The sequence below is a fragment of the Clostridium sediminicola genome (assembly GCF_050402865.1).
GTDB classification, from domain to species: domain Bacteria; phylum Bacillota; class Clostridia; order Clostridiales; family Clostridiaceae; genus Clostridium_AF; species Clostridium_AF sediminicola.
In genome coordinates, this window is record NZ_BAABMF010000005.1 from 37,261 (window position 1) to 61,034 (window position 23,774).

19 protein-coding genes are annotated in these 23,774 nt (G+C 27.0%); 6 read left to right on the forward strand and 13 right to left on the reverse strand.

Annotation, left to right across the window (positions count from 1 at the left end; genetic code table 11):
• Positions 1–126 precede the first annotated feature (126 nt).
• The 5 genes from ACQ3F0_RS10630 to ACQ3F0_RS10650 all read right to left on the reverse strand — a co-directional run bounded on the left by ACQ3F0_RS10630 (position 127) and on the right by ACQ3F0_RS10650 (position 5,660).
• Positions 127–1,860: a B12-binding domain-containing radical SAM protein gene (locus ACQ3F0_RS10630; RefSeq protein ID WP_428865218.1), complete on the reverse strand. Its 1,734-nt coding sequence runs from the start codon at positions 1,858–1,860 to the stop codon at positions 127–129.
• Positions 1,857–2,369 (reverse strand): class I SAM-dependent methyltransferase, encoded by a 513-nt coding sequence (locus tag ACQ3F0_RS10635; protein WP_428865219.1) that lies wholly within the window; start codon positions 2,367–2,369, stop codon positions 1,857–1,859. Before ACQ3F0_RS10635 ends, ACQ3F0_RS10630 begins: the two co-directional genes overlap by 4 nt.
• Before the next feature lie 276 nt (positions 2,370–2,645).
• The gene (locus ACQ3F0_RS10640) at positions 2,646–3,356 is read right to left on the reverse strand and encodes a zinc dependent phospholipase C family protein (RefSeq protein WP_428865220.1); all 711 of its coding nucleotides are present in this window, start codon (positions 3,354–3,356) and stop codon (positions 2,646–2,648) included.
• Positions 3,357–3,424: 68 nt separating this feature from the next.
• On the reverse strand, positions 3,425–4,747 hold the full coding sequence (locus ACQ3F0_RS10645) for a PQQ-dependent sugar dehydrogenase family protein (protein WP_428865221.1): 1,323 nt from the start codon (positions 4,745–4,747) through the stop codon (positions 3,425–3,427).
• 358 nt (positions 4,748–5,105) lie between these two features.
• Complete coding sequence (locus ACQ3F0_RS10650) at positions 5,106–5,660, reverse strand: ferritin family protein (RefSeq protein ID WP_428865222.1); 555 nt, start codon at positions 5,658–5,660, stop codon at positions 5,106–5,108.
• Positions 5,661–6,011: 351 nt separating this feature from the next.
• Here ACQ3F0_RS10650 and ACQ3F0_RS10655 point away from each other — a divergent pair, with 351 nt between their 5' ends.
• The 3 genes from ACQ3F0_RS10655 (at position 6,012) to spoVB (ending at position 10,489) form a co-directional block, all read left to right on the forward strand.
• A complete protein-coding gene (locus ACQ3F0_RS10655; RefSeq protein ID WP_428865223.1) occupies positions 6,012–7,259 on the forward strand; it encodes a dicarboxylate/amino acid:cation symporter in 1,248 nt (415 codons plus the stop codon).
• 143 nt (positions 7,260–7,402) lie between these two features.
• Positions 7,403–8,578, forward strand: coding sequence for a LysM peptidoglycan-binding domain-containing protein (locus tag ACQ3F0_RS10660; protein ID WP_428865224.1), 1,176 nt, complete (start codon positions 7,403–7,405; stop codon positions 8,576–8,578).
• A 387-nt stretch (positions 8,579–8,965) separates the two neighbouring features.
• Positions 8,966–10,489 carry a stage V sporulation protein B gene (gene spoVB / locus ACQ3F0_RS10665; protein ID WP_428865225.1) on the forward strand — a complete coding sequence of 508 codons (1,524 nt, stop codon included), beginning with the start codon at positions 8,966–8,968 and terminating at the stop codon, positions 10,487–10,489.
• Positions 10,490–10,522: 33 nt separating this feature from the next.
• Here the strand turns inward: spoVB and ACQ3F0_RS10670 are convergent, their stop codons facing one another.
• The 5 genes from ACQ3F0_RS10670 to ACQ3F0_RS10690 form a co-directional block, all read right to left on the reverse strand.
• The gene (locus tag ACQ3F0_RS10670) at positions 10,523–12,127 is read right to left on the reverse strand and encodes a putative polysaccharide biosynthesis protein (protein ID WP_428865226.1); all 1,605 of its coding nucleotides are present in this window, start codon (positions 12,125–12,127) and stop codon (positions 10,523–10,525) included.
• A 12-nt stretch (positions 12,128–12,139) separates the two neighbouring features.
• Entirely contained in the window at positions 12,140–13,102 is a 963-nt protein-coding gene (locus tag ACQ3F0_RS10675; protein WP_428865227.1) for an RluA family pseudouridine synthase, read from the reverse strand.
• Positions 13,103–13,366: 264 nt separating this feature from the next.
• Positions 13,367–14,545 carry a M20 metallopeptidase family protein gene (locus tag ACQ3F0_RS10680; RefSeq protein WP_428865228.1) on the reverse strand — a complete coding sequence of 393 codons (1,179 nt, stop codon included), beginning with the start codon at positions 14,543–14,545 and terminating at the stop codon, positions 13,367–13,369.
• 349 nt (positions 14,546–14,894) lie between these two features.
• A complete protein-coding gene (locus ACQ3F0_RS10685; protein ID WP_428865230.1) occupies positions 14,895–15,194 on the reverse strand; it encodes a hypothetical protein in 300 nt (99 codons plus the stop codon).
• Between the two features lie 188 nt (positions 15,195–15,382).
• On the reverse strand, positions 15,383–17,590 hold the full coding sequence (locus tag ACQ3F0_RS10690) for an ATP-dependent helicase (RefSeq protein ID WP_428865231.1): 2,208 nt from the start codon (positions 17,588–17,590) through the stop codon (positions 15,383–15,385).
• A 248-nt stretch (positions 17,591–17,838) separates the two neighbouring features.
• On the opposite strand from ACQ3F0_RS10690, the gene ACQ3F0_RS10695 reads away from it, so the two are divergent.
• On the forward strand, positions 17,839–19,314 hold the full coding sequence (locus ACQ3F0_RS10695) for a nicotinate phosphoribosyltransferase (protein WP_428865232.1): 1,476 nt from the start codon (positions 17,839–17,841) through the stop codon (positions 19,312–19,314).
• Between the two features lie 118 nt (positions 19,315–19,432).
• Here ACQ3F0_RS10695 and ACQ3F0_RS10700 read toward each other — a convergent pair whose 3' ends face one another.
• A complete protein-coding gene (locus ACQ3F0_RS10700; RefSeq protein WP_428865233.1) occupies positions 19,433–19,648 on the reverse strand; it encodes a hypothetical protein in 216 nt (71 codons plus the stop codon).
• Positions 19,649–19,930: 282 nt separating this feature from the next.
• On the opposite strand from ACQ3F0_RS10700, the gene ACQ3F0_RS10705 reads away from it, so the two are divergent.
• Positions 19,931–20,281: a hypothetical protein gene (locus ACQ3F0_RS10705; protein ID WP_428865234.1), complete on the forward strand. Its 351-nt coding sequence runs from the start codon at positions 19,931–19,933 to the stop codon at positions 20,279–20,281.
• A gap of 22 nt (positions 20,282–20,303) precedes the next feature.
• On the opposite strand, the gene ACQ3F0_RS10710 is transcribed toward ACQ3F0_RS10705, so the two are convergent.
• Positions 20,304–21,548, reverse strand: coding sequence for a serine hydrolase (locus ACQ3F0_RS10710; RefSeq protein ID WP_428865236.1), 1,245 nt, complete (start codon positions 21,546–21,548; stop codon positions 20,304–20,306).
• 62 nt (positions 21,549–21,610) lie between these two features.
• Positions 21,611–22,213, reverse strand: coding sequence for an NUDIX hydrolase (locus ACQ3F0_RS10715; RefSeq protein ID WP_428865237.1), 603 nt, complete (start codon positions 22,211–22,213; stop codon positions 21,611–21,613).
• A 121-nt stretch (positions 22,214–22,334) separates the two neighbouring features.
• On the opposite strand from ACQ3F0_RS10715, the gene ACQ3F0_RS10720 reads away from it, so the two are divergent.
• Positions 22,335–23,678, forward strand: coding sequence for a D-alanyl-D-alanine carboxypeptidase family protein (locus tag ACQ3F0_RS10720; RefSeq protein ID WP_428865238.1), 1,344 nt, complete (start codon positions 22,335–22,337; stop codon positions 23,676–23,678).
• Positions 23,679–23,774 lie beyond the last annotated feature (96 nt).

Consider the following 23,774-nt stretch of genomic DNA (forward strand, 5'->3'; position numbering starts at 1 on the left):
ATTACCTATATAAATTTCAATAATTATTTTGTTGAATTTTTAGAATAATTGCATTATATATATATTAACACTTCATTTTTCTAACAAATACTCACTTTACTAAATTTTTAACAAACTTTTTCCATTTTAAAATTTATTTTGTACGTATTCTGTAATTTCTCTAGGAGAATGGAATCCTTCATTATCATACAAAAAACAACTACTCTCTTTCACGATTCTATTATTCCTTATAAATTCATAAATATCTATTGAGTATTTTTCTATATGAATTTTATTCTTATTTAATTCTGGATACTTTTCTAAGATTATTCGCTTTATCTCTTTTGATTCCTCGCTATTAAATAATCTTTCTAAAAATTCAGGAAGCCATCTTTTTTTGTTAAACATAAGATAGTCATACTTTATTATTTCTTTAAGAATTTCCTCACTTTTTCCTAAAACTTCATCATTAAAATCCATAAATATTTTATAATAATCTGAATTTGAAATATTTCTATTTAAATATCCTTTAATTTCGAAAAACTCTCCTAGTTCATAATAAAAATCAAAAGGAGTTGGGAATTTCATTAGAAAATACTTCAGTATATTAGAGAATTTCTTTGAATTATAGTATTTATCCACAACGTGCTCTACTCTTTTAAGTTTTATTAATTCCCAGTATCCAATATCTTTTGTTTTCAGTATCTCATAAGGTGGATATGGTGAATAAACCATTCCCCATTTTTCAGCTTCTTTTTTCATAGGCGTTCCATTTAAAATTTTCAAAAATCCCAATTGAATCTCTTCGGGTTCCATACTATAAATATCATTGAATGATCTCTTGCAAGATTCAAAATCCTCTCCCGGTAATCCCGCAATCAAATCTAGATGTTGTTTTATATTTTTTAATATTTTTACTTCTTTAACCTTTTCGCTTATATGCTTGGTGTTTACTTTTCTATTTATATTGTCTAATATGTTAAAGTTCGTCGTTTGAATGCCTACTTCAAACTGAAATCTTCCACTTGGTGCGTTAGATAGCAATTCTATTTCTTCATCTGTTAAAAGATCCGCAGAAATTTCAAAATGAAATAGAGTGTTTGTATTTGCTTCTATGAGAAATTCCCAAATTTTCATAGCAAATTTTACATTACAATTAAAAGTTCTATCGACAAATTTCACTAATTTAACCTTTTTTTCGATGAAATAATTCAATTCTTCTTTGACTAAATCAAAATCCCTAAATCTAACTTTTGAATCAGTAGATGAAAGACAATATTTGCAGCCAAAAGGACATCCTCTAGATGCTTCATAGTAAACGATTTTATTATCAATACTATTATCACCTATATAAGGAAACTTTACTTTATTAATATCTATTATATCCCTTTGTCCTGTAAATTTTATTTCATTATCGTCTCTATAATAAATTCCTCTGATTTTCTCCAGTCCATATAATCTATTATTCCTTTTTTCGCTTTTAATATTTGCAATTTTTAATTCTAATAATTTTTTATAGGTTTCTTCGCCTTCTCCAACAATTATTATTGCTCCTTTATTTTCATTCAAAAAGGAAAAGCCATCATAACTTACTTCTGGTCCACCAAATATAATTTCTATATCAGGAGAAACCAATTTAATAAGTTTAGATAAAGCTTTAACCATTTCAATATTCCATATATAACATGAAAAAGCAATAATATCTGCTTTTTCTTTTAATAATTCTTCAAAAATTCGTTCTTTTCTATCATTAATTGAAAACTCTCTTAACTCACATTGATAATCTAAATCCTCAGTATAAGCTTTTAAATATCTTATTGCTAAATTTGAATGAATATATTTTGAATTTATTCCTACTAACACTACTTTTAAGTCACTCATGTTCCTATCCCTTTCTTTTGTGCTTTTACAAAATGCATCCCATTAGATTCTTTGGAGGTTATTATCGAAAATTTATCTTTTAATAATTCTTTAGTTATTTCTGAATTGCTTTCTTTGAAAATATTATAATCTTTATGTAATATGCTTTTTATTTTTCTATAAGGTAATATAACCTTAATATTAACATCAAGAATTTCTCCTTTACGCTTATCAATATCCCAAATATATAAAAATCCATCGTCATCTAGATAATTAAATATCACATCTAATAATTTTGTTTTTCTACTTTTTGTTAATAATTCGCTTAATGTTATAAACAATGCACATGAATGGTATTTATTATTACTATCATTTTTTAATTCTGCATTATTCTCAAAATAATCAATATTAATATTGTTATTACTGCACCTACATATATTATATATAATTCCGTTATTATCATACCCTATATCTAAAACATTTCCATCGAATCTTACATTTTCCATATTTATAATTATATCACCTTTCAAGCTATTACACCTCATTTTCACAAATATTTATATAAAGTTATTCCATAGAGTATTCATTAATAAGCTTTTAATTTCATTACTTTATAAGAACAAAGGCATATATAGCGTAAAAGTCCTTCCACTTAACTAAGAAAGTCTAATTCATTTTCTTTTCCGCTATATATGCTTCTTCTACCCACTGATGGATAGAATTTATAAATTCCTATACAATAAAAAATTCTATAAAAAAAAAATAATTCCTCCATAATTAGGAAAAATTATTTTTTATTTTGATTATTATGTTAAATATTTCTTTATTTCACTTGAAAATTTCAACATAAGGCCTGCTGTAGTAACTTGCGCTTCTCTCAAAATTTCTTGTGAAATTTTTTTGTACCTTAAATCAACATTTTTCACATAATCATATTTCATATCTATCTTATTAGCAAACAAAGCATTATTCTTTACATAGTCACAAGTATTTTTATAATTTTTTATTCCTTTTTGAACTGAATAAGGATAGTTACTTAAAATTTTACTAATAATCCATAGTTCAAAATTTCTATGCTTATTTAACAAATGATTATTTACATGCTGAGGAACTGTAGCATCTTGAACTAAGTGACAAGCAGCTCCAAAATAAAACATACCTCTACCAACATCTCCTGCATCAACATATGCTAATGCTTTGTTATAGTATTTTAAGCATTCGTCTAAAGCATTAGAAAATCCATATAACCCCTTTTGTTTTTCGTAATGATAAAAATGATTTGTACTCCTAAAATCTTGATCAGCCCAAGTAACCCCTTCATTTAAAAATTTTAAATACTTTTTAAAAAGTTTGTATTCATCTAAATAACCTTCATTTTTTAAAATATTAACCGCTTTATCATTGATATATTTATGTGTAATACATTGAGTTTTAAGTATAATTTTTTTTATAGGATTAACTGCAAACATTATGCCTCTTACTGTTTTTCCATAAGTTAATTCAATTTTTTTTTTCATTTAAAGAATCTCCATTTCAAATAAGAATTTTGTACTATTTATACTTATTATTTCATTTATTGATTTGATTAATTTAACTTACTTTTATTAGATTTAACTACAGTATATATAAAATAACATACCAAAACAAAAATAAATAAGATTAATATCCAAAATATTATTTTATAAAACTTTATACTATCATTAATATTACTCTCATTATAAATCTTATACAAAGTTCCATCTGCCTCGTTTAAAATATATAAATTTTTATTATAAAATTTCATAGAAGCTATATTACCTTTTTTTTCTAATTTAATTACTTTACATAATGTTAAATCATTATCCAAAGAATATATAGCCTTTTCTTCCATATCATAATAATAAATTTCATCAATATTTCCTATATCCCCATTTTTATCGATTGCTATGCTTTCTAATGAATTTAGGCTTTTATGCTGATATAGTGGTGCTGGCGGATTAGTATTTGGTGGATTTTTAAGGATTGGTAACACAATTTTATTATCTGTACCTATAAATTTAGGAGAACTAACAGGATCTCCTCCACTATAATCTGGCCACCCATACCATTTTTTCGATTTTATCTCATATATATAATCCAAATCACCTTTTATAGGTCTAAGTCCTCGATTTTCCATACCACCTACTGAAGCAATCAATTTAGATCTACTATTAAAATCCATTCCTTTTATATTTCTAATACCCCAAGCAAAAGTTGCACTGTCTTCTGTATTCAAATTATAAATTATTATAGATGCATTACCTGGACAATGTCCTGATATAACCTGTTCTTCTAAAGTTTTTGAATTTTGTGCAACAAATGCCCCTCTTTTAGGATCACCAAAATTCATACCCGCTAGTGTAATGTCATAAGGTGATATATCATGTCCACTCATATATATTTCAGTCCATAAATTATCTTCACCAACTACCCCTGAATTTGTACTAGCCCCTATTGATATGTATAAAAGGTCTTCACTTACTCTAATTAAACTTTTATTGTAGTCTCCCCAATTGGGCAAATCCTTTATTAATTCGCTAAGTTGGTTACTTCTCAAATCTAACTCAAAGATAGACGTATTAGATGAGAAATATAGTTTATTTTTATAGTATTCCATAGAAAATATATCCAGCTTTTCATCTTTAATAATATTATAACTCTTCCCATCATTTCCAACAAACTGAATTCTATCTTTATAAGCAATATAGCAATTATTTTCTTCATCATAAATAAAATCTCTAGCTTCGTGAATTCCTTTATAAACTAAATCATAACTCAATTTATCAGAAAACACTTTCATAGAATAGTCTTTTGAAATATAGTCATTCAAAAAAAATATTATAAAACTACAAATTATTATAATCAATAACGACTTAATAAAGTTTTTCATATATCCTCCTATAATTTAGTTTTTTATTAAATTTATATTTTATAAATGGAAATATATGAATGATTATTTAAATATTGAAATAAAATCGAACTAAAACAGTGATAAGTTACAAGTGACAAGTTAATGATGATTTTCTTTCAGAAAATCTTTAACTAAGCCTTTGTTAGCTTTGCTAACTGGAATAAGGTACTTTTGCTACGCAAAAGGATTCTTTATATCTTTTGTTTAATTAAAAGATTTCGTTTACGAAGGATATCATAAACTTGTCACTATAAATTTCAAAGCTTGCTTGGCAATTTATAATTTTTTTGTATAAAAAATAGCTATGATAAACAAATTATCATAACTATTTTTTATCCTATTCCGTTATAGCAATGTGATCAGCCTCGACCTGAGATAATGCTTTAAAAATCAACTTTATATTAGAAGAATTAATTTTTAAAATGTTCTTATTATAAAACTCAACAGCATGTCTTTCTCTTATATTTGCTTGTTCTAGCAAAATACTCTCATCATTATATTTCTCATAATCAATTTTTTTCAAAACTGGCAGTTTATCAAACCCACCTAACTTCTGATGAATTCTTGCATGCATAAATTCTATGCGGCTTAAATCACTGAACTTATTTTTTATTTCAGTTCTTTTCGCCATAGACGCTGCCTCTTTATAAAATTCACAATTAAAAACTTCTAGCTTCATTGCTTTCTCAAATATTTTAATTGTTCCTTCATCTAATGTCTCATCAATTTTAAATATTTCTTCTTTTGACCCTAAGTATTTACTATCAACGCCACAAAATGGACAATATTTTATATCGCTGTTTTTATTTTTATCTATCATGCTATTTTCGTTTAAATAATAATTTTTTTCGTTTATCTCTAACCCACAAATCTTACAATATAATTTTTCCATATAATCTCCTTAAAAAATATAGTATATAGATATCTTAGTTCAATAATTAATTTATACATGTATAAATTAAATTTCACGGTAGAATCTCTATAGTATGCTTATATATATTTTATATAAAAAAGTTAGTAATTTCTACTATTTAAAATAAAATTATTACTATTATTTTATAAAGTTAGTATAATATTTCAATATAAATATTAATATATTAATATTTATTTATATTTATTGATGATTTTCAAAAGTTTTTATTGTTTTTTTGCTATTTTTTATTATAATTATATGTATGCAATGATTTAACAGCAAAATATTGCAATTATTTTATACTAATAAATTTATAAAGGAGTTATTTTTATGCAAAAGAAAAGTTTTTTTAAGAGTTTAGGTTTATGGATTATTATTTCAATGTTTTTAGGTATTTTAGTTGGTTTTACTATGCACAAATACCCTTCAGTTTTGGGTCCAATATACCCATTTATTAAAATTGTTATACTTCCAATAGGACCTGTATTTATGCAACTAATTAAAATGGTTATTATCCCATTAGTAGCTACTTCAATTATAACTGGAGCTGCATCAATTGGTAATTCAAAATCTGCTGGTAAAATTGGTGTAGCTACATTTACTTATTATCTTGCTACCACTGCAGTAGCTGTTTGTATAGGATTAATATTTGGACAAGTATTTCAGCCAGGAGCTGGTTTAGAAAAAACTGCAGTAGAAGCTATGTTTTCATTAGAATATGCTGATAAAGGTGATATTCCTGGTTTCTGGGCAACAATAAAAGGAATAATTCCTTCAAACCCTATTGATTCTCTTGTTCAAGGTAATATATTACAAATTTTATTCTTTAGCTTATTCTTTGGATTTGGTATTTCAACTATTGGTGAAAAGAAAAAAGAGTCAGTTTTAACATTTTTCGAAGGAGTAACAGATGCACTTATATTTATAATTCTTAAAGTTATGTATGTTGCACCTATTGGTGTTTTTGCTTTAATGCTTGATGCAACTATTAACTTTGGTTATGATGTTTTAGCATTAATAGTTAAACTATTAATAGTTTATATTTTTGCACTACTTCTTCATACATTTGGTTTCTATGGATTAATGATTAAATTATTTACCAAAGTAGGTGTATTAGAATTCTTCAGAAAAATATATCCTGCTCAATTATTCGCTTTATCAAGTGCTTCTTCAATGGCAACACTACCAATAAATAAAGAAATTTGTGAAGAACAATTAGGTGTTTCAAAAGAAACAACATCTTTTGTGCTTCCATTAGGTGCAACCATTAATATGGATGGTAATGCAATATACTATGCCTTAGCTGCTTGTTTCTTTGCTCAATTGTTCGGGGTAGAATTAGGACTTTCTCAATACTTAGCTATAATATTTACTGCTACAGTCGGTTCTATTGGTCAAGCAGGGGTTCCAGGTCCATCTCTATTAGTTGTTGCAGTTTTATTAGCAGCTAATATTCCTGTAGCAGGATTACCTCTATTATTTGGAGTTGATAGACTCTTTGATATGATGAGAACTGCTGTTAATATTACAGGTGATGCTTCATGTGCTACAATAGTAGATAGATTAAAAGATAACTAAACATTTTTTTACACTAAAGACAATCATTGTAATTAATGACCGTCTTTTTACATTCGATTCCTTAGTTACCACCAACCTCCTATTTATTTCAAATGTTCTTTTTGGCATAATGTAACTACATTCGAAATTTAGAGGAGGTTTTTATGAATCATAAGAAAATAGCTACTTTAATTGCCACTCTATTGTTGTTAGGTAACACAATTACTGCAAAAGCAAGTATAATAAATCATACAGTTACAAACGGAGAATCATTATGGAAAATCTCTCAAAAGTACAGTACAACAACAGATGAATTAATTGAATTAAATAATCTTGCATCATCAAACATTTATATTGGCCAAACTTTAAAAGTAAACGATACCTCTATAAAAGAATATACTGTACGCTCTGGAGATTCATGCTGGAAAATTTCACAACAATATAATATTTCAGTAGACAAATTATTAGAAATAAATAAATTGGATTCAAGTAACATTTATATTGGACAAGTACTTTATGTGCCCGCAAACATTAGCAATGATAATAAATCAAATAACAGTAATTATACTGTCCAATCTGGGGATTCTTTATGGAAAATTTCTTTAAAGTTTAATGTTTCAGTTACAGAACTACAAAATTTAAACAATCTAAGTTCTTCTTCAATTTATATTGGACAAGTACTAAAGATTCCAACCTCATCAGAAATAGCTGAAGATATTCAAGTTGAAACAGCAAACTACACTGTTAAATCAGGAGATAATTTATGGAATGTAGCTCAAAAGTTTAATACTTCTATGGACGCAATATCCAAAAGTAATATGTTAGCTACAGATATATTAATGCCTGGTCAAATAATCACAGTACCTATAAACTCTACTGAAGTAGTCTCTCCAGCAGGTATCTCAATGATGAAAAAAAGAACAAATGATTATTACGGAGACCTATATGATTGGAACAATGCAAGAAGATTATTTACCGTAGGCCAAACTGCAATATTAAAAGATTTAGCATCAGGCATTAGCTTTAATGTTAAATATTATGGTGGTTCAAATCATGCCGATATTGTAACTCTAACTCAAACAGATACAAATAAATTAAGACAAATTTTTCCATCATGGTCATGGACTGCTATGAAACCTATGGTTTTATATTTCGAGCAAGGTGGAAAACAACATCAATTAGCAGTTAGTGTAACCGGTATGCCTCACTCATCAACTGACATTTATAATAATGGCCTAGATGGTCATATTGATATGTACTTCTATAATTCAACCAGTCATGTTAATAATACTAAAAGCGATACACATCAAAATAATTGTTTGAAATCAAATGGACAATAAAAAATTATATATAGCTATAAAGTCACTCCGCTTCACTAAGAAATTCTAATTCGCTTTCTTAAATACCTGCTAAAAAACTCTAACTCGCTATTACTGCTCAAACAAGAGTTTTTCTTAACGCATGAATTACGAAAGCGAGAAAGAATTTCTAAGCTTGCTACAATGACTTCTACTCTATATATAATTTTTACACCTACCAAAGGATGGAAAATATAAATTCCATTGATATAATTTTTTATAAATCAATAGCTAATCTACTATACAATCTTAGATTAATGTAAAAATAATAATATAATTTATATTTTCCTGAATAGAAAAAACTGAAAAGCATAATATAGACAACCCTTTCATATTTATAGGTATTGAACAATATGAAAGGATTCCTTTATGGTTAAAGATAGATTTCTGAAAAATTCTATAGTTCTTACATTGACTAATTCTACAACTGGCATTTTGAGATTCGCTTTTTCTATAATACTATCTAGAGAATTAGGTGCAGAGGGTATGGGATTATACTCGTTAATAATGCCAATATATGACCTATTTGCATGTTTAATATGCGGTGGTATGGTTACATCTGTATCAAAACAATCATCATCTTTTTTGAGTAAAAGAGATGGATATCACCTACATAAAACAATAAAAGTTACGTTACTATTTGATTTCATATGGTCCTTAATTATCATAGTTATGTTATTTCTAAATTCTAATTACATATCCTTAAAAATTATAAAAGATAGTAGAAGTCTACATAGTTTATGGTTTATAGCTCCTGCATTGTTATTCGTTGCATTATCTTCAATAATTAAAGGTTATTTTTATGGTACCTATGACGTAAAAACACCAGCTATAATTGATATATTTGAAAAAACAGTTAGAATAATAGCAGTTTTATTTGTTATTAGTTACTTCTCATTATCAGGAATTGAAAATACTGTAACTGCAGTTTATGCAGCATTATCTTGCGGAGAATTATTAAGTTTTCTCCTATTATATTTCACTTATAAACATAAAAAGTATAAAAATGATTTAATTTATAAAAAGAATAAAATATCTAATGAAAGTGGAGCTCAACTACTATTCAATGTTTTAATTATGTCAATTCCATTATCTATAAATGGTTTTCTTTCAACTGGTATTTCAACAGTATCTACTCTTATTTTACCTAGAAGATTAGTTATTGCTGGTTTTAATCATAGTTCTGCATTGGCAGTTATTGGAAAATTTTCTGGAATGGCATTATCAATAATATATTTCCCATTAGTAGTAGTAATGTCAATGGCTATCGTTCTTATTCCTGATATATCAGAAAGTCTTACAAAAAAAGATCATTATAATTTAAACAAACGATTAAATCAAGTATTAAAAATTTCATTACTGTTAGGATTATCTACATTAGCAATTTGTGCAAGTATCCCCGCTGAGTTAGGCAAATTATTTTACGATAGAACTGATTTATGTTCATATATAATATTTGCTTCATTGTCCGCTCCTTTTACATATTTATCTGCTACCTCTTTTAGTATATTGAATGGTCTAGGTAAACAAGGTGTACTGTTAAAAAACTCAATAATAATGTCAATAGAAGAATTGATTCTTTTGTTCCTTTTAACCTCAATCCCAAGCATAAATATTTTAGGTTATGGAATAAGTTTAATCATCACATCAATCACAGCGTATTTTATGAATATCCATGAGATTAGCAAGAAATGTACTATTGAATTTAAGTTCGAAGAAATTTTCTTATATCTACTTATTACTATTATAGTTTTCCTTTTATTAAATATTTTGAATTCTATAATACCGACAGTTTATTTCAAATTTAAGACAATTTCATTAATATTTATAGGTTTCATTTCTTTCTTTATATTATCATTATCTTTAGTTAAAAGTATTGTAAAACAAAAATAAGAAATGCCGCAAATAATTGTGGCATTTCTACTATTATTCGTATAATTTATTCATTAATAATTTAGGAATAAATTTCTTAAACTTAAGTGGAAGATCATCGATATCTTCTTTAGTTATTCCTTTTGTGAAAACAAGACCATACATGTATGCTATTACACCCATACCTATAGAAAACAAACTAGCAACCGCATTATTTAATCCAGGTGAAATTAAATTTTCTGCTAAATTAAAAATAACTGAGAATGTTCCTAAAACAATGATTCCCATAAAAACTGATGCTAATAGTGGTTTTGCAATATGCTTTAGTAATCTTACTCTTATCTTTAAAAGTTTCTTTATTAATTTATAATTTAATATTAAAGGAATTACAAACATTACTAAGTTTCCAAAAACTGCGCCTACTATATTTATTTCTGGAATACCAACTAAAATATAATTTACAACAATTTTACCTACTATACCTATAATTATATATAGTGTAGATAAATACATTTTTCCTATACTTTGTAAGATTGTAGTTTGAATTAACACTATAGAATTAAATATCAATACAATGGATCCAAAGTATAGTAAATTTTCTCCTCCAGAAGCCTGTAGTAAAATGAACATTGGTTTTCCTAAAACAGCTAGTCCTATCGCAGATGGAACTGCTACTAAAAAACAAAATCTAAAAGCATAGTTTATTTTAGTTTCAACTGCTACCCTATCTTTCAAAGCTGATGCACCTGATAATGCTGGCAAAATTGACATTTGCAATGCTGATATCAAAGCAATTGGTACTCCTAATAGTGTTCTATACTTTGATAGTAGTCCCCAACTTAAGTCTGTCTGTACGATTGAGTAACCAATAGATAACAATCGAGATTTAACATTCCACATATCTATTATATTTCCAGAATATTGAAGTCCTACACATACTACTATTGGGACGGCATAAAACAATATTTTCTTAAATATTGCTTTATTTGAGCTATTACTCTTATCAATAAAACCTTTAGGCACTTTTATAACTTTGTTTTTCTCATACATATATATCATATATATAGCAGATAAAAAAGCCCCAATTGATGTTCCTAGAGTTCCTCCTGCAGCACCTGCTTCAACCCCATACTTTATAAATATTGCAGCAAAAACAAGAGTAAAAACTGTATTTGCTACTTGCTCTAAAACTTGTGAAATTGCAGTAGGTTGCATATTCCCTCTTCCTTGAAAATATCCCCTATAAGCAGATAAAATAGATGTAAATAGTAAAGTAGGCGCTAAAGCCATTAGTGATAATGTTGCACGGGATGACTCAAACATTTCGGCAAATTGACTTGCAAATATAAATAATATAACACTAGACAAAATCCCTAGAACAAACATAATCAAACGAGCAATTTTAAAACTCTTAATAGCATCCTTATATCTTCCCATAGCCATTTGTTCTGATACTAATTTAGAAATTGCAACAGGTATTCCTGCGTTTGCCAAGACATAAACCCATGTGAAAATTTGATACGCAGAAGAATAAACTCCCCATCCATCTTGAGTTATTATCTTTGTTAAAAATGGTATGTATAACAAAGATAATAATTTAACTATTATTGTAGCTGCTGATAAAACAGCAAATCCTTTTGTAGTAGACTGCTTCTTCATCTTTATTCCCCTCTAAAGTCTAAGCGCATCTCTTTTTATCTTTTTGAAAATTGGTGGTAAAGCTTCTGTAATAACTTTGTTTTCTAAATAAGATAGATGCTCAGGACAGTTTTTAAATTCTAATTTATAAGCATACAAAAACTGAAACTCTAAACCAAATTTATTATTAAAATAATTATTTACCTCTTTATCACCATATTTTTTATCTCCAACTATTGGATTTCCCAAATAAGCTAGATGAGCTCTTAATTGGTGACTTCTACCTGTTAATAATTCTATTTCAACATATGTGAATAATCCAACAGAATCCTCTACCTCTACTTTCATAGCTATAGATTTAGATCCCTCTTTATATGTATTAGATATCTCTGACATATTATTAACTTCATCTTTTTGCAGATAAGCATTAAATTCTTTACTTTTTATTCTTCCTTTTACTAATGAACGATAATATTTCTTGATTTTTCTATCTCTAATCATCTCATTAATTGCTTTTTGAGATGAATAATTTTTACCAAATATAACTAAACCCGAAGTATTTCTATCTAATCTGTTACATGGAGCTGGTGTATATGTTATGTCTTTATCAGGATCATACTTTCCACCTTGGAACAAATAAGATAAAACATAATCTGTTAATGCCGGTTCTCCATTCTTCTTATTAGCATGAACTAATACCCCTGGCCATTTTTCTACAATTAATATGTTTTCGTCTTCATAAACAATTTTCATTGCAGAAAAATCAGTCTCTATAAACGTTTTTGTAGTAACTTTTTTATCACTTACAATGTATTTTGCTTCAACTATATCTCCTAAATTCAAAGAATAATTTTGCTTAGCTTTCTTACCATTTACTCTTATATCTCCTTTTCTGATAGCCTTAAATATTTTACCTAAAGGAACATCCTTTAACCATTTACGTAAAAATTTATCTAGCCTTTGTTCTGCTTCATTAGGTCCGATTTCAAATTTCATAATTGCCTCCTATAGGTCGGCTTAGGAATTAGTTCTACTTTTCATTTAAAAATATGAGGCTTTAATCATTATTTAAATGAAATTAGTAGAACTTATTCATAAACGATCCTTTTCTTAATTATTAATTATATATAAACATATACATAGTAGTTTATCTACTAGTTGACAGTTTACAGGTTGCACTTAACAGTAAAGGAAGCCTTTCGCTTCAACAAAATAATATATCTATAGTGAAGTGGTTTGTCTTTACAATCGCAAACTTTATTATATACTATAACCGTTCAAAAAATCTACTACGGATTTACATTGTATTGCTATTCCTGTTACCATACACTCTTCATCAACATCAAATTTACTGTTATGTAAAGGGTAAATTATATCTTTTGATTCATTTCTAGTGCCAAGGAAATAAAATGCTGAAGGTTTCTCTAGTGAGAAATATGCAAAGCTTTCAACTCCCATTGCTGGATACTTTAATCCAATTACGTTTTCTTTACCTATAACTTCTTCTGCAGCATTTTGGAGAATATCAATAGTTTTATCATCATTATATAAACATGGGTAACTTTCATCTATTTGAATTTCACATTTTGCCCTCATTGATGTACAAATACCCTCTGTTATTTCCACTAATCTATCTTTTACATATTTTCTATGTTCCAAAGTCATAGTTCTCATTATGCCTGAAATTTCCACAAATTCAGGTATAATATTTTGAGCTGTTCCCCCTTTGATTGTTCCTATAGATATAACTGCAGGATAAACAGCAGATATTTCTCTTGATACTACATTTTGAAGAGTTGTTACAACATTAGATGCTATTACAATAGGATCTATTGATCTGTGTGGATATGCTCCATGGCCTCCTTTACCAATAATTTTAATAGTAAAAGGATTGGAGGCTGCATTTACAACATCTCTTTTTATTCCTATTTTCCCAACTTCAATCTCTGGTTCTACATGAATCCCAAAAACTGCACTAACTTCTGGATTATTTAATACCCCTTCATCAATCATTGTTTGAGCTCCACCTGTAGTTTCTTCAGCTGGCTCAAACAGCAATTTAACATTCCCTTTTAAATCTTCTTTCATACCATTTAATATTTTAGCAGCACCCATTAATATTGCTGTATGAACATCATGACCACAAGCATGCATTTTATTTTCACTTCTCGATATATATTCTGTTTCTTTTACCTCTTGAATTGGTAAAGCATCCATATCCGCTCTCAATGCAACAGTTTTATCCCCATTTCCTTTTATAATAGCACATATTCCTGTTTTAGCAGTTTCATAATACTCGATGTTTTCTTTTTTTAAAAACTCTTTTACTTTTTCACTAGTTCTGAATAAATCAAAATTTAATTCAGGATACATATGTAAATCTCTTCTTATTCTTATAACTTCTTCTTTAATATTATTTGCTTCTTCTAAAAAATTCATTTTATAGCCCCCATTTTTATAAATTGCGAACAAAATAGTGACAAGTGATAAGTTACAAGTGACAAGTTAATGATGATTTTCTTACAGAAAATCTTTAACTAAGACTTTGTTAGCTTCGCTAACTGGAATAAGGTGCTTTTGCTACGCAAAAATAATCATTTATCTTTTGTTCAATTAAAAGTTTTCGCTTGCGAAAAGTGTCCACAACTTGTTACTTATCACTTGTAACTTGTCACTATAAATTTCGAACTTGTTCGTAATTTATTCCTATTGTATCTTTATTTTAAAAATTATTAGGCTCATATTCTTAGAATATGAGCCTAATAAAATTATATAATATCAATATTTGTTAATCAACTTTTAAAGTTAGTATATTTGAGTTTTCTGTTATATAAGGTAGTTGCTTTATAACTTCATAAACATACCCTTGTTTTTCTTCATTTAGTGATTGTGCTCTAGAAACTTCATTAAAGAAAAGCATTTTACACCAGAAATCTCTAAAATCATCTTTAGTTATAAACTTCTGATTACCTTCATTGTCGTTAATTATAATGCCATAATTAAATTCTTTAACAACATCTAAACTTTGAATGCTTCCATTAGTAATCATTCCCCATACATCATCCCACATTTTTTTAAATGATACCAAAATACCATCTCCCTTATTTATTGTTAAAATACTGACACTTATTATTTTATTATTTTATTTCATATTTTTATACCTATTTTCACGAATAAGTATAACATATTGCATTATTTATGGTCAATATATATTTAATAAGAATATATATAAGGTTTATTTAATTGATTTCCATAACAAAATACCCGCAATATGCTCTACTTTTTCTTAATTAACCCATTATTGATAATTACAGCATTGTCAAAAACTCTAATATTATTATCACAAAATTCAATTCTTATAACCTTATTATCTATTTCATTAACAATTCCATCACCAAAATATTTATGAGTTATTCTATCGCCTTTTTTAAAAGGAGCAATTTCATCTACTCCAAGATTACATTCTTTTATAAACCTTGAAGGCAAAATATTTTTCCCCCTACTTCTATTAATTATCCCTAAAAATAACTTCTTAATACTCCTTGTCATAGCAACATAAAACAATCTTCTTTCTTCTTCGATATTATCATCCAAAGAATTTTTGTGAGGTAAACTCTCTTCATTACAATTGATAATAAATACATAGTCAAATTCCATTCCCTTAACACCATGAATTGTACTTAAAATAACTTTTTTCTCATCATCTATTTTTTCTTTACTACTCAATTTATTCTTAACTTCTTCAATATGGGACAAAAAACTAACAATATTTTTAAATTCTATAGCAGATATTTTAAATTCTTCAATTATTTCCACAAAATCATTTATATCCATTTTAAATCTTTCACAATATTCTTTTATATAGTCCATATATTTTAAATCACTTAAGATATAATTTATAGCACCTTGTAAAGACATAATATTTAAGGACGAAATTTCTTTCTTTAGTTTATCTAAATTTTTCATTTGATATGGATGGATTTTCTCAAAAGACATGAGTTCATCAAAGCAATCTCCTTCTAAGTAATTATTCTTTAGCTTTTCTATATGCCCTTTACTAATATACCTAAAAGGTTTGTTAATTATTCTTATAAAACTATTTTTTTCAAAAGGATTTATAGATAATCTTAAGTACGCAATGATATCCTTACAAACGAAATGATTAAAAAAATTATATTCTTTATCAAGCATTCTAAATGGAATCCTTTTTCTAATAAAAGAGTCAATAATACTTCTACTTTCTATATTGGTTCTATAAAGAATTGTAAAATTATCATACTCAATATTAGACAATTTATATAATTTGATTATTTCTTGCGCAATAAAATTCCCTTGCTGATTTTCATCAATACTATTTATTATCTCAATTTTTGAATACTCACTTTTAAAAGCTGTCATATTTTTATTATTTCTCATTTGATTATTTCTTATAAGATTTGTAGAAACCTGTACAATAGTTTCAGGGCATCTGTAATTAACTGATAAAAAAAGTTTCTTTCCATTGTGAAAATGTTTCCCAAAATCAACCATATATTCTGGCTTTGAACCTCTAAATCCATATATACATTGATCCTCATCCCCTACTGCAAATAATGAGTTTTTTTCTCCAACAAACATCTTCAATATATCTACTTGTATATCATCACAATCTTGGAATTCATCAACAAGAATATTGTTAAATAAAGCTCTATATTTATTCAACAATACATTGTCTTTTCCAAAAATTTCTCTAATCTGAAGTTGTAAATCATCAAAATCTAGAAGATTCTTTTCTTTTTTATGATCTTCGTAATTATTAAAACACCGTTCAAAAACATCATAACTAATATTAATCTTAATATTTTTATATTTATTTCCTGCTATTTTGAATTTTGATATATTATTAATAATTTCATTTACTTTATCATCATTTACTTCATCAGTATAATTTGATAGTGTATTTTTTATTAATCTAAATACTATATGCGGCTCAATTATTTTAATTTCGCCAAAATATCTTATGAGTATTTTATAAAATAATCCATGAAATGTTCCAAAAAAAGGTGGTTTGATAAACTTATTAAATTCTTTATACTTAATTTTCATATTCATTGCTGATGCTTTTGTAAAAGTAATGACAATAATGTTTTTAGGGTTTATTGATTCAAACCGCATCAATTTAATAAATTTACGATTTTCATAATATTCTTCAATATTGTTTTCTAGATAAATTTTTTTCAAAAATTCAATATCATCTTCGGTTATCTGGTTAGGCCTTTTATCAGTATTATAAATCCTTCCAAATGTAACAAGATAGTCTGTTTTTGCAATTAAAGTTGTTGTTTTACCAGTTCCAGGACATGCAACTAAACATAAATTCTTTTCATTGGTGAATACAGCATTTAATTGTTCTTTATTCAAATTTTTGTACCTATCATAAATAATCCTATCTCTTAATTCATAATACGCATGTGATTTTTCATTACTTCTCATTTGTAATTGCATTGAAATTTCCTCTTATTTTCTATTATTTACATTTTTTTGTAGCACATTTATTCTATCATATTTTTTTATATTTTTCACCATAAAAAGAATAAAAACTGTATTTTAAAATTTTATTAACATAAAAATACAATCTCATTAGTTTTTTAATTAACATAATTATTGTAATCTTATGTATTAGGTATTACAATAATAATATTACTAAAATGATAGTTAATAAAAAAAGAAAAACTAGATAAGAGAGGTTTTTTATGAATAATGAAATTTTTTTTAATTTGAAAAATGGTAGAAACCTAACCATGTTGGTAGATTTTTATGAGTTAACCATGGCAAACGGTTATTTAGACAATAACGTTGGAGAAAAAATTGCATATTTTGATATGTTTTTTCGAAGAGTTCCTGATGGTGGTGGATATTGTATAATGGCAGGTGTTCAACAATTAATTGAATACTTATCCACACTAAAATTCACTAAAGAAGATATTGACTACTTAAGAAATAAAAATATTTTTTCTGATAAGTTTATACAGTATTTAGAAAACTTTGAATTTAAATGTGATGTTTGGGCTGTACCAGAAGGAAACCCAGTTTTTCCAGGAGAACCAATCGTAACAGTAAAAGGTCCTGTAATACAGGCTCAATTTATAGAAACAATGGTGCTATTAACTATTAATCACCAAACATTAATTGCTACAAAAGCAAATAGAATCTGCAAAGCTGCTCAGGGTAAGCCTGTAATGGAGTTTGGATCTAGAAGAGCACAAGGTTACGATGGCGCTATCTACGGCGCAAGAGCTGCCATAATCGGAGGTTGTAGTGCTACTGCCTGCACTATTGCAGAACAAATGTTTGATATTCCTGCAATCGGTACTATGGCTCATAGTTGGATTCAACTATTTGATAATGAATATGAATCATTTAAAGCTTGGGCTAAAACTTATCCTGATAACTGTTTATTGCTGGTTGATACATATAATGTATTGAAATCTGGAATTCCAAACGCAATAAAAGTTTTTGATGAAATATTAAAACCTAGAGGTTTCAGACCAGCAGGAGTAAGAATAGATAGTGGTGATATTACCTATTTAACAAAAAATGTACGGAAAATGCTTGATAAAGCAGGTTATGAAGATTGTAAAATTGTTATTTCTAATTCCTTAGATGAACATATTATAACCCAAGTTCTCTCAAATGGCGCAAAAGTGGATTCTTTTGGTGTAGGGGAGCGACTAATTACTGCTAAATCAGAGCCTGTTTTTGGTGGAGTATATAAACTAGTAGCAGTAGAAAAAGACAATGAAATTATCCCAAAAATAAAAATTAGTGAGAATGCTGAAAAAATAACTAATCCTGGTTATAAAAATGTTTATAGGTTATTTGATAAATCTACAGATAAAGCTATTGCAGATTTAATAACATTAAATAACGAAACAATTGATGATACTAAACCAATTGAAATATTTAATCCAATTTATACTTGGAAAAAGAAAAAATTAACTAATTTTTATGCTAAAAAGTTACTAGTTCCTATTATAAAAAATGGAAAACCTGTTTATGAAAATCCTTCAGTAAGTCAAATTCAAAAATTCTCCAAAGAAGAAGTTGATAAACTATGGGAAGAGGTAGTAAGATTTAAAAACCCCCATACTTACTATATAGATTTATCTCAAGACTTATGGAATTTAAAACAATCATTATTAAATAAATATGCATCTATTTATGAATAACATCTAGATAAACTTCCACGTAAGTTTATCAATTAATTTAATTTTAGAACTGAATTCTCTCTAAAATAAAAACTGCTTAACTTAAGCAGTTTTTTATATTAACAAAAATGTAATTAAACTATATTATTTTTTTTTGACTATCCACGTATAGCTTTTCTACATCAAAATATGCACTATACTTTTCCTCTATACTATTTTGTAATTCTGTATATTTTTCTCTATCACTATAGACTTGTTTAAATGGACACCCCTCTCCTTCATACTCATAAAATGGACATTTTTCAAAACACTCAATACTTTCACTATAAGTGGTCAAAAACGGACATTCATTCACGATTACGTCACCCTTTCCTAGTTAACTATAGATAAATCTTACATGAACTTAATCTATATAAGTGCAAAATCTCATGAATCAATGAATTTTGGACATATATAGATTAATAGCTAAAGTTGTTTATCTCCTTTATATTTATTATATTACATTTTTTGGTATATTTAAATATCTTTTTTCATTTTATTTACTATTTTACATTTGTAAGGATTTTTTTTTTGAATAAGGGAATAATAGCTATGTGGTATTATAGTCAGCAATCAGAAAATAAATAGAGGTGATCTTATGAATGTAACCAGTAATTCTTTAGCTTACTTTTTTTTAGGCTTTTTTTTAATAACCTTAGCTTTTTCCTTATACTTTAAGGTTTTATTTATTAGAACTAATCCTGGAAACAAACATAGAGATAATATTATAGGAAATATGAAAGACCCCATTTCTTGGAGAAGTAGAAATAATAGGATGTCATATATTTCGATATTTTGGTCAGCTATATCTTTGGCTATTTTTATTTATCTAAAATTTTTCAAAACGTCAGGATTAATAAATATAATTTATGTTTTTTCTTACATGGCTATTGCTGCTATCTCTATAATAGCTTTAGGTAAGATAAAAAAAAGAGGAAGACAAAAGTAAACCAAGAAATCATTTTCTTGGTTTACTTTATTTCTTGTATTCTACTATTTAACTCATATGTATATATTGCCCTTCCTAATTTTGCTAGAAAAGGTATACCTATATTGCTATAGTTATATTTATTATCGTTAAAAATATTATTTTCATTACAGTATATTACACTAGTCAATAAAAACTCTACATCATGTTTTTCATCAACTATGTAAGCATTATCTATAAGATATCCATATGCACTTCCAATTTTATTATATATCTTTATATAGTCAGGAATTTCTTTATCTGAATCCCCATATATAAAGTATTTAACAAAACTATCTTTATAGTTATATCTAGGATTATCACACTGTGAGGGTACCATACACATATATTGTTTTAGAAAATCAAAATCATCTTTTGATAAATTAAACTTTTTATTTTCTTCAATATAATCCGGGAACATTATTGCTTTCATCACTTCTTGCAAACACTCTATTGAAATATAATTTGATTTAGAAAAATTCTTCGATGATTTAATATATTTATTATTTCTATAATATCCTATTCCTTTATTCAATCCTTCTAAGTTTTCATTAATATATGAGTTCTCATTAAAAACCATAGGTTTATCATAAATTACGTTGTTATTGTTATAGAACCTAAAAGAATTTGTATATTTGTTTTCATTGTAGGATGTAGGATTCCCTAATCTATGTAAAACCAAAAAATCTTTATACCCCTTTTTCCACATAGTTTCATTGTAATATTGTTGACCTAAAAATTCATATAACCTATCATAACTATTATTATCACTGACAACAAGAACTTTTTTTATAAAATTAGCTATAGTAGGAAGTCCATCTTTTGTCCCTATATCTTTACTCTGAGATTTTTGACTCCATCTATCTTTTCCTACTTTTAGCGGAGTATCCTTATTTAGCCCTTCTATATTTAAATTGTTTAATTTTTCTAAAGCTAGTGCACAAGCAGATAGCTTTATAGAGCTCGCTGGGTAAAAATATTGATTACTATCTACATTATAAGAATGTGTAGTAAAGCATGGGCGATTTAATCCATCTCTTTTTATTCTTGTATAAAGAACTTGAACTTCATATTTATCTTTATTGATCAAAATATTATAAAGATTATCATCTGCATTATCTAAAATCTTTTCGATAAGATTTTTATCATATACTTCTCTTCCATAAGCAGAGTTGAAAATAATATTACCAAAGATAATTATATAACACATTGTAATTAAAAAAACTCTGTAAATTTGCTTTTTTTTCATTTAAAACCTCCTAATAATTAGTATACCCATCTTATTTATTTTTACAGAGTAAATATGCACTTTTATTCCATTTTTATTATTTCTATAAATCTTTTTATAATCAAAGCAGTAAAACCCCAAATCACATAATCATTATACCTATAAAAATATTGTATTTGTTTTCTCTTACTAAAGTTATAGTTTTTGCCTCCATGAATTAAATCAAAAGGAAAATCATACCTAAACTCAGGAACTAATTCCATCCAATATTCTTTAGGTTCATTGTCCATAAAAAACTTAAGTGGAACATAAAAGATATGATCAACTTCATCTAAATTGGGTTGCCTTATTTTTTGTGTTAATTCGCCAACGAAAGAATAAATAATACTGTTATACGCACTAATAAAATAATCCATTGTACCAACTTGTTTAATAGATTTCTTATCTATATTTAATTCCTCCATAGCTTCCCTTATAGCTGCCGCTTTAGGAGATTCGCCTTCTTCGATGGCGCCACCAGGTAAACTAATATCGCCTGGTTGACTATTTAAAGTTAATGCTCTTTTTTCAAAAACTATGTTTAACTCGCCATCCAAATTTATTAATAAAATCATAACTGAGCTCTTTCTATACCTACCAATCATTTTAGGTTTTCTTTCATTAAATTTGTCAAAAATTTTTTTCATGTTTTCACCTACCAAAATTAGTTTTTAATTTTTCTTAAACAAAGGCATTATTTATTGTAAAGCGCCTTTATTTAGATTATACTAGAAAAGACAAAAAAATTATATTTGGGAGAGATTAATTTTGAGACAAAAAATATTATCTTTATTTATAACTTTAGCTATTTTATTATCTTTTAGTATGCCTGTATTCGCTGAAAATGCCACACTACCTCAAATTCAAGGAGAATCAGCAATAGTAATAGATGTACAATCTGGGGAAATAATTTACGCAAAGAATGCTGATAAAACTCCAATGTACCCTGCAAGTATCACAAAACTTTTAACCGCCATACTTCTTGCAGATAATTCTCAACCAACTGATATCATTGAATACACTAAAGAAGCTGCAAAGGAACCTGCATATTCACTTTATAACATAATACCTGTAAAAGTTGGAGACAAAATGAATGCTGATAATCTTATGAAAGCTTTAATGATATATTCAGCCAATGATTCTGCTGTTATGGTTGCTAATCACGTTTCAGGAACTAAATCAGATTTTATAACTTTAATGAATGAAAAAGCTTCTGAACTTGGTTTAAAGAATTCTAGTTTTGCAACAGCAAATGGACTTGATAAAAATACTAATAATCACTACACTACTGCATATGATATAAGTATTCTTCTTAGAGCTGCTTACGAGAACAATTGGATAAAAGAAACTATGAAAATGCCTTCTAGTAAAATTGCTATGACTAATGGAAATTCTGCAACTGAGCCTAATAGAAACAAGCTAATTGGAAAAACTTTAAGCAAAGACTATTTAAATGAACTTGGTATAAAGTTAGGAGAAGAAACAGCTTCAAATGCAATTTGTGTCGGAGGTAAAACCGGGTTAACTAATAAAGCTGGTAGATGTTTAACTGCAATGTTTGAAAAAGATGGCAGATTATTAGTTGGAGTTGTCTTAAATTCTGTTTATGACAGTGAAGACCTTACAGTTTTCAAAGATATGGCTAAAATAATCAATTGGAGTTATGGCGCTACAAAAGATACCTTTAAAGTCAATAATGTTGAATACAAAAATAATGCTACTATTAAAAATGTAGAACTAAACTATAAACCATTATTTTTTATTGGTCCACAAAAAAGTGTTACATTACCTCTTGTAATTAAAGAAAATATCACTTTCTATAATAATGAAATTAATACCGCAGAAATTACTGAAACATTTAATATTGGAGAAATAAATCCTTGGAGCTTAAATAAAGACTCTAGTGTAGGAACTTTAACAATAAACCAAAGAGAATTAACTAATTCCTATGAATTGTATCCTACTATATCAACTAATGACATTATTATGTCAAATAAATTTATATATGTAGGTGTTGCTATCGGATTATTGTTTATATTTATACTATTGATATTTTTAATAAGGTCTGCAATTTCAAAAAAAGATCGTAAAAGAAGAAAATATAGATACTAAAAAAGATTCCTGAGGGAATCTTTTTTAGTTTACAGTTATCAGTGTACAGTTGACAGTATAGGATGATTTTCTTTCAGAAAATCTTACATCTAAGGC